Origin of the sequence: Microbacterium sp. ISL-103, from assembly GCF_018613995.1 — a bacterium.
Classification (GTDB): Bacteria; Actinomycetota; Actinomycetes; order Actinomycetales; family Microbacteriaceae; genus Microbacterium.
In genome coordinates, this window is record NZ_JAGGPD010000113.1 from 1 (window position 1) to 7,440 (window position 7,440).

A 7,440-nucleotide genomic window follows, 5' to 3' on the forward strand; every position below is an offset into this window, starting at 1 on the left:
CCTCGCGACCTCGAGGGACTGCGCGTCGTCGTCTCCGCCGGCGGCACCAGGGAGCCCATCGACCCGGTGCGCTTCCTGGGCAACCGTTCGAGCGGCCGGCAGGGCATCGCGCTCGCCGCGGACGCCGCCGCTCGCGGCGCCGAGGTGACGGTGGTCGCCGCGAACATCTCGGCCGACGTGCTGGCCGATGCCCGGCATCCGTCGATCCATGTCGTCGCCGTCGGGACAGCCGCAGAGCTCTCTGCTGCGATGAAGGATGCGGCGCTGAACTCCGACATCGTCATCATGGCCGCTGCCGTCGCGGACTACCGCCCCGCCTCGGTCTCGGAGCACAAGCTCACGAAGGAGCAGGGAGTGCTGACGCATCTCGACCTCGTCGAGAACGAGGACGTGGTCGCGGGGCTGGCCGCATCCCGCGACGAGGGGCGGGCAGTCGAAGGTCAGACGATCGTCGCCTTCGCCGCCGAGACCTCGGAATCCGCCGAGGAGCGCAGGGAGCGCGCTCGCCGCAAGCGCGAGCGCAAGGGCGCCGATCTGCTCGCCGTGAACCTCGCGAACGCCGAGCAGGGCTTCGAACGGCCCGACAACGCCGTCGAGATCGTCGGAGCGGGCGGCGCTGTGGTGGCATCCGCTGCCGGGTCGAAGCGCGAGGTCGCCCGAGCGATTCTGGACGCCGCGCTCGCCCTGAGGTAAACTTGAGTCGAGTCCACTCAAGTTTGTGGATTCGATCACAAGACGTCAACCAGAAGGAGTCTCCCAGGAGGAACGCATGCCAGGCCCACAGAGCGCACAGAACGACGACCAGCAGTCCGCCCTCGAGCAGTTCGGGATCAATCTCACCGACCGTGCCCGCCAGGGCAAGCTCGACCCCGTGATCGGACGAGACAGTGAGATCCGGCGCGTCAGCCAGGTGCTCACGCGTCGCACGAAGAACAACCCCGTGCTGATCGGTGAGCCGGGCGTCGGCAAGACCGCCGTCGTCGAAGGTCTCGCACAGCGCATCGTCGCCGGTGACGTCGCCGAATCGCTCAAGAACAAGGAGCTGGTGTCGCTCGACATCTCGGCTCTCGTGGCGGGCGCCATGTATCGCGGTCAGTTCGAGGAGCGCCTGAAGAGCGTGCTCAAAGAGATCACCGAGTCCGACGGGCAGATCATCACGTTCATCGACGAGCTGCACGTGCTCATGGGCGCCGGCGGTGGCGAAGGATCGGTGGCCGCCTCGAACATGCTGAAGCCCATGCTCGCCCGCGGTGAGCTGCGCCTGATCGGCGCGACGACGCTCAACGAGTACCGCGAGTTCATCGAGAAGGATGCCGCTCTCGAACGCCGCTTCCAGCAGGTGTACGTGGGTGAGCCCACGGTCGAGGACACCATCGCGATCCTCCGCGGACTCAAGGGTCGCTACGAGGCGCACCACGGCGTCACGATCGCCGACAGCGCGCTGGTCGCGGCCGCCGCGCTGTCGAACCGCTACCTGCCCGCGCGGCAGCTGCCCGACAAGGCGATCGACCTGATCGACGAGTCGATGTCGCGGCTCAAGATGGAGATCGACTCGTCACCCGTCGAGATCGACCAGCTCAAGCGCCAGGTCGACCGCATGAAGCTCGAAGAGCTGGCTCTCAAGCGCGAGAAGGATGCCGCGTCGAAGGAGCGTCTCAGCGCGCTCCGCGAGCAGCTCGTGGGCATGGAGGCTCAGCTCGCCGAGCTCGAAGCCCGATGGGCGCGTGAGCGTCAGGGCCTCAACCGGGTCGGCGACCTCAAGAAGCAGCTCGACGATGCGGTCACGCAGCGCGACCTGGCCATGCGCGAGGCCGACTACACCCGCGCCTCGAAGCTCGAGTACGAGACCATCAAGCGGCTCGAACGCGACATCGCCGAGGCCGAGCAGGCCGAAGCCGCTGTCTCGACCGAGGGTCGCATGGTCAACGAGCAGGTCACCGACGAGGACATCGCCGCGGTGATCGCCGCGTGGACCGGCATCCCCGTCGGTCGCCTGCTGCAGGGCGAGAGCGAGCGTCTGCTGCATCTCGAGTCCGAGCTCGGGCGCCGCCTCATCGGGCAGAAGGATGCCGTCAAGGCCGTCTCGGATGCCGTGCGCCGCTCGCGAGCGGGCATCAGCGACCCGGGGCGTCCGACCGGTTCGTTCCTGTTCCTCGGCCCGACCGGAGTCGGGAAGACCGAGCTCGCGAAAGCACTCGCGGACTTCCTGTTCGACGATGAGCGCGCCATGGTGCGCATCGACATGTCGGAGTACGGCGAGAAGCACTCCGTCTCACGGCTCGTCGGCGCCCCTCCGGGATACGTCGGCTATGAGCAGGGCGGTCAGCTGAACGAGGCCGTGCGGCGGCGTCCGTACAGCGTCGTGCTGCTCGACGAGGTCGAGAAGGCGCATCCCGAGGTCTTCGACGTGCTGCTGCAGGTGCTCGATGACGGACGTCTGACCGACGGGCAGGGCCGCACGGTCGACTTCTCGAACGTCATCCTGATCCTCACCTCGAACCTGGGTTCGCCGATCCTCATCGACCCGACGCTCTCGCCCGACGAGAAGCACCAGCAGGTCATGGCGCTCGTGCGCCAGGCCTTCCGGCCGGAGTTCCTGAACCGTCTCGACGACGTCGTGATGTTCTCGACGCTCACCGAAGACGACCTCGCGCAGATCGTCGAGCTGTCGATCGATCAGCTGCACCAGCGGCTGCACGATCGCCGGCTCACCCTCGCGGTCACCCCCGACGCGCGGTCGTGGCTCGCCCAGCGCGGCTACGACCCGCTCTTCGGTGCCCGTCCGCTGCGTCGCCTCATCCAGACCGAGGTGCAGAACAAGCTGGCCACCGCGCTGCTCGCCGGTGGCGTGCACGACGGCGACACGGTGCGGGTCGATGTCTCGGTCGACGGCACCGGACTCGTGCTCACCTCGACGTCGCCGGAACCCGAGCCCGACTCCGGGCCCGATTCCGACGATGACGTGATCGAGGCCGAACTGCTCGACTGAGATCCACGCGACCCGACGGAGATCCACGCACGAGAGAGGGGCGGATGCCACGGCATCCGCCCCTCTCTCTGTCTGTGCGCTCTGCGTCAGATCCGCGTGCTGCGACTCGTGATCGCATCCTTCGCGAGCTCGCGGCCGATCAGCGAGTGACGCCGCGAGTATGCGAAGTAGATGACCATGCCGAGGGCGAGCCAGATCGCGAACCGCAGCCAGGTCTCGGTGCTGAGGTTCAGCATCAGCCAGAAGCACGCCAGAGCCGAGATCCATGGCAGCCACGGCGACAGCGGCACCGTGAACGGGCGCTCGAGGTCGGGGCGGCTCTTGCGCAGGATCGGCACTCCGATGCTCACGAGGACGAAGGCCGACAGGGTGCCGATGTTGATCATGTCGCCGAGCACCTGCACGTCGGTGAAGCCCGCGATGATCGCGATGAGCACGCCGACGATCAGCTGGATGCGGATCGGCGTGCCGCGCTTGGCATCGGTGACGCTCAGCGAGCGGGGCAGCAGACCGTCGCGGCTCATCGCGAAGACGACGCGGGCGAGGCCCATGAGCAGCACCATGACGACGGTGGTGAGGCCGACGAGGCTGCCGATCGCGATGACCTGCGCCGCCCACGTGGCACCGACAAGCTCGAACGCGCTGGCGAGCGACGGCTCTTCGAGCTTCGCGAGCTCGGTGTACGACACCATGCCGGTGATCACGATCGCGACCAGCACGTAGAGCACGGTGACGATGATGAGGCCGAGGATGATGCCGCGGGGCACCGTGCGCTTGGGGTCCTTCGTCTCTTCGGCGCTGGTCGCGACGACATCGAAGCCGATGAAGGCGAAGAAGACCAGGGCGGCACCGCTGAGGATGCCGAACACGCCGTACATCGTCGGGTCGGAGCCGGTCATGAACGAGAACAGCGACTGCGTCCACGCGCTCTCAGACGCCGCGCCCGATTCGGCGGGCGGCACGAAGGGGCTGTAGTTGGCGCCGTTGATGAAGAACAGGCCGACGACGATGACGAACAGCACGATGGCGACCTTGATCACCGTGAACACGCTGTTCACGCGGCTCGAGAGCTGGGTGCCGAGGGCGAGCAGCACCGTGAAGATCGCGACGATGACCACGGGGCCCCAGTCGAACGACAGCGGCCCGAGCTGCAGGGTCATCGGGATCTCGAGATCGAAGAGCGACACCGCATCGCCGAGGTAGACGCCCCAGTACTTCGCGATCACGGCCGATGCCATGAGCATCTCGAGGATGAGGTCCCAGCCGATGATCCAGGCGAGGAACTCGCCCAGCGTCGAGTACGTGAACGTGTAGGCGGAGCCTGCGACGGGAATGGATGAGGCGAACTCGGCGTAGCAGAGGATCGCGAGGCCGCAGACGGCAGCCGCGATGATGAACGAGACGATCACCGCGGGCCCGGCGTGCCGGGCGGACGCCTCTGCCCCGACCGAGAAGATGCCCGCGCCGACGGCCACGGCGACTCCCATGACCGCGAGGTCCCAGACTCCGAGCGACCGCTTCAGCGAACGTTTCTCGTCGTGCGTCTCGGCCATCGACTGCTCGACCGATTTGATCCTCCGCTGAATCGCCATGCGGATGATTCTAGGTCGCAGCACGCCGCGCACGAAGGGCGCCACCCGTTATATCGGGTGACGCCCTTCGCGGCATGGCTGAGTGTCAGGCGCTGAGGATGACCGTCTCGTCGATCGGGCGACGCACGCGCGGGGCCGTCTCGCCCTGCTGGAGTCCCTCGGGAAGACCCGCGGCGTCGCCGAGCTCGCCGACGGCGATCACGGTGAGGGCGGAGAATCGCGGCGACAGGTCGGCGAATTCGCGGATGACCTCGGGGTCGAAGCCGCTCATCTGGTGCACGAGGAGACCCTCGTGGTGGGCCTGCACCGAGAAGTGCGCCACGGCCTGGCCGAGGTCGTAGACCGCGTGGCTGATGGCCTTGCCCTCTTCGGACTCGGTCTCGGCGATCGCGACGACGAGGGCTGCGGCCTTCGAGGCCCAGAGCTGGTTGAACTCGACCAGCGAGTCGACGACCTGGTCGAACAGGGCGGTGCCGCGGCGAGCGACGATGAAGCGCCACGGCTGCAGGTTGTAGGCCGACGGCGACCAGCGCGCGGCCTCGAGGGCGGCGTTCAGCTTGGCGTCGTCGATGGTGTTCTCGGCGTCGTACGCACGGGGGCTCCAGCGCCCGGCGAGGACGTCGAGGACGGGGTGCTCGGTGGGGGCGGTGCGGTCGATCACGGGAGTGCTCACGGAAGTGCCTTTCGAGAAGGAGTGGGATCGGACTCCTTCGTCCGCGTACAAGCCTCTCAACCGATGCGTGTGAATGCATATTCCCGATGACGGGGAATGACGCGAAATGACCTCAGTCCCGCAGATTGCGAGATGCGGCGGAGGCGAGCGCTCGCCGCACCGCTCGGATCGACGGCGCCGCGGCCGACACCCGACGGGCCGACGAGAAGATCTCGCGACGCGGCTCGTCGGGCAGCGGAGTCAGGGCGACCGTCGGCTGCTCGCCCGCCCACACGAGCTCGGGCAGCAGGCCGACGGCGAGACCCGCGCGGATCAGCCGCACGTGCGCCGTGAGGTCGGCGACCTCGAACCGCACATCCGGCTCGAAACCGGCCGTGCGGCAGAGCTGCTCGGCCCATGCGCGCGAGGCGGTGCCTGCGGGCTCGAGCACCCACGGCTCGTCGCGCGTCGACCGCAGTGCGGTCACCGGGTCTGCGCCTGCGGCATCCGCGGTCTCGTCCGTGCCGGGCCTCCGCGCCAGCGTGATCGCGTCGTGCACGAGCACCACCCGGTCGAGGTCCGCGTGGATCGGGCGGGTGCGTCCGGGGTACTGCTCGGCGAGGATCAGATCGAAGTCACGGCTCGAGACGCCGACGAGTCCGGTCTCGGGATCGCTCTCGGTGACCTCGACGCGCAGGGCCGGATGCTGCTCGCGCAGCGCGTTGAGGGCGCCGGGCAGCAGCGAGTGCGCGGTCGATTGGAAGACGGCGATGTGCACCGTGCCGGTGACCTCGGTGAGCGACTCGGCCACGGCGACCTCGGCGTGCTCGAGTTGGTCGAGGATGCCGATCGCCTCGGCCACGAGCACGGTGCCCTGCGGGGTCAGCTGCACACCACGACCCACTCGGCGAAGCAGGGGAACCCCGACGTCTCGCTCGAGCGCGCTCAACTGCTGCGAGACCGAGGCCTTGCTGTACGAGAGGGCGTCGGCGACCGCCGAGAGGGTGCCGCGGCGGGACAGCTCGACCAGCATCCGCAGTCGATTGACGTCGAGCATTCCGGCCCCTCTCGCGGAGTTTCGATCGTTCACTCTGGCTGAACAGAATTCCTGCAGATCGGTTGATAGACGTAGCCTAGCCGCGCGCCTGACAATGATCGAGCCGCACACGTTCCCGGGTGTGCGATCCCCTGGAAGGTTCACCCTGATGACTGTCGTCGCCGACACCACCACTCCCGACACGACGCCTCGCACCGAAGAGGTCGCGGCACTCGTGCAGCGCTGGCTCACCGAGAGCGAGACCCACCCCGTCGAGCCCGCCGCCCAGCGTCTCTCAGAGGTGCTGAAAGACCCGAACGGTCTCGCCTTCACCGTCGGCTTCGTCGACGGCGTGATGCGCCCCGAAGACCTCAGCGTCGCCGGCCGCGCGCTCGCCGACCTCTCGGACATCACCCCGTCGCTTCTGCCCGGATACCTGCGGGCCGCCATCAAGACGGGCGGCTTCTGGGCGCCCAAGCCCCCCGGCGTCGTCGTGCCGATCTCCCGCCGCGTGCTCCGTGCCATGGTCGGGCACCTCGTGCTCGACGCGACCCCCTCGAAGCTGGGCCCGGCGATCGCCAAGCTGCGCAAGAGCGGCAACCGCCTGAACCTCAACCTGCTCGGCGAGGCCGTGCTCGGAGAGCGCGAGGCCGGTCGACGCCTGCAGGGCACCTACGACTTCCTCGCCCGCAAGGACGTCGACTACGTGTCGATCAAGGTCTCGAGCGTCGTCAGTCAGCTCTCGATGTGGTCGTTCGACGAGGCCGTGGCCGACGTGGTCGACAAGCTCACCCCGCTCTACGAGCTCGCGGCCGCGTCAGAGGCTTCGGGCACGACCAAGTTCATCAACCTCGACATGGAGGAGTTCCGCGACCTCGACCTGACGATCGCCGCGTTCACCGCCATCCTCGACCAGCCGGGGCTCGAGAACCTCGAAGCCGGAATCGTGCTGCAGGCCTACCTGCCCGACGCGCTCGGTGCGATGCAGCAGCTGCAGGAGTGGGCTGCCGCGCGTCGCGCGAAGGGCGGGGCGCCCATCAAGGTGCGCGTGGTCAAGGGCGCGAACCTCGCGATGGAAGAGGTCGACCCGAAGGTGCACGGCTGGCCGCTGGCCACCTACGGCACCAAGCAGGACTCCGACACGAACTACAAGCGGGTGCTCGACTGGTCG

The 7,440-nt window shown here is 68.1% G+C and carries 6 protein-coding genes; 3 read left to right on the forward strand and 3 right to left on the reverse strand.

Annotated elements, in window-relative coordinates:
* Both J7E68_RS05135 and J7E68_RS05140 read left to right on the forward strand, forming a co-directional pair.
* On the forward strand, positions 1 to 693 hold a 693-nt coding region (locus J7E68_RS05135), incomplete at its 5' end, for a phosphopantothenoylcysteine decarboxylase (protein WP_285224867.1).
* A gap of 76 nt (positions 694 to 769) precedes the next feature.
* Complete coding sequence (locus J7E68_RS05140; protein ID WP_215170475.1) at positions 770 to 2,989, forward strand: AAA family ATPase; 2,220 nt, start codon at positions 770 to 772, stop codon at positions 2,987 to 2,989.
* Positions 2,990 to 3,075: 86 nt separating this feature from the next.
* On the opposite strand, the gene J7E68_RS05145 is transcribed toward J7E68_RS05140, so the two are convergent.
* The 3 genes from J7E68_RS05145 to J7E68_RS05155 form a co-directional block, all read right to left on the reverse strand.
* The gene (locus J7E68_RS05145; RefSeq protein WP_215170477.1) at positions 3,076 to 4,581 is read right to left on the reverse strand and encodes an amino acid permease; all 1,506 of its coding nucleotides are present in this window, start codon (positions 4,579 to 4,581) and stop codon (positions 3,076 to 3,078) included.
* A gap of 85 nt (positions 4,582 to 4,666) precedes the next feature.
* On the reverse strand, positions 4,667 to 5,254 hold the full coding sequence (locus J7E68_RS05150) for a nitroreductase family protein (protein ID WP_215170479.1): 588 nt from the start codon (positions 5,252 to 5,254) through the stop codon (positions 4,667 to 4,669).
* 112 nt (positions 5,255 to 5,366) lie between these two features.
* On the reverse strand, positions 5,367 to 6,290 hold the full coding sequence (locus J7E68_RS05155; protein WP_215170481.1) for a LysR substrate-binding domain-containing protein: 924 nt from the start codon (positions 6,288 to 6,290) through the stop codon (positions 5,367 to 5,369).
* Positions 6,291 to 6,438: 148 nt separating this feature from the next.
* Here J7E68_RS05155 and J7E68_RS05160 point away from each other — a divergent pair.
* The coding region (locus J7E68_RS05160; protein ID WP_215170483.1) for a proline dehydrogenase family protein at positions 6,439 to 7,440 on the forward strand (1,002 nt) is incomplete at its 3' end.

Excerpts from the sequence above, each read along its gene's own strand:
- J7E68_RS05140 (WP_215170475.1), top strand. The coding sequence starts at position 770 with ATGCCAGGCCCACAGAGCGCACAGAACGACGACCAGCAGTCCGCCCTC.
- J7E68_RS05145 (WP_215170477.1), bottom strand. The coding sequence starts at position 4,581 with ATGGCGATTCAGCGGAGGATCAAATCGGTCGAGCAGTCGATGGCCGAG.
- J7E68_RS05155 (WP_215170481.1), bottom strand. The coding sequence starts at position 6,290 with ATGCTCGACGTCAATCGACTGCGGATGCTGGTCGAGCTGTCCCGCCGC.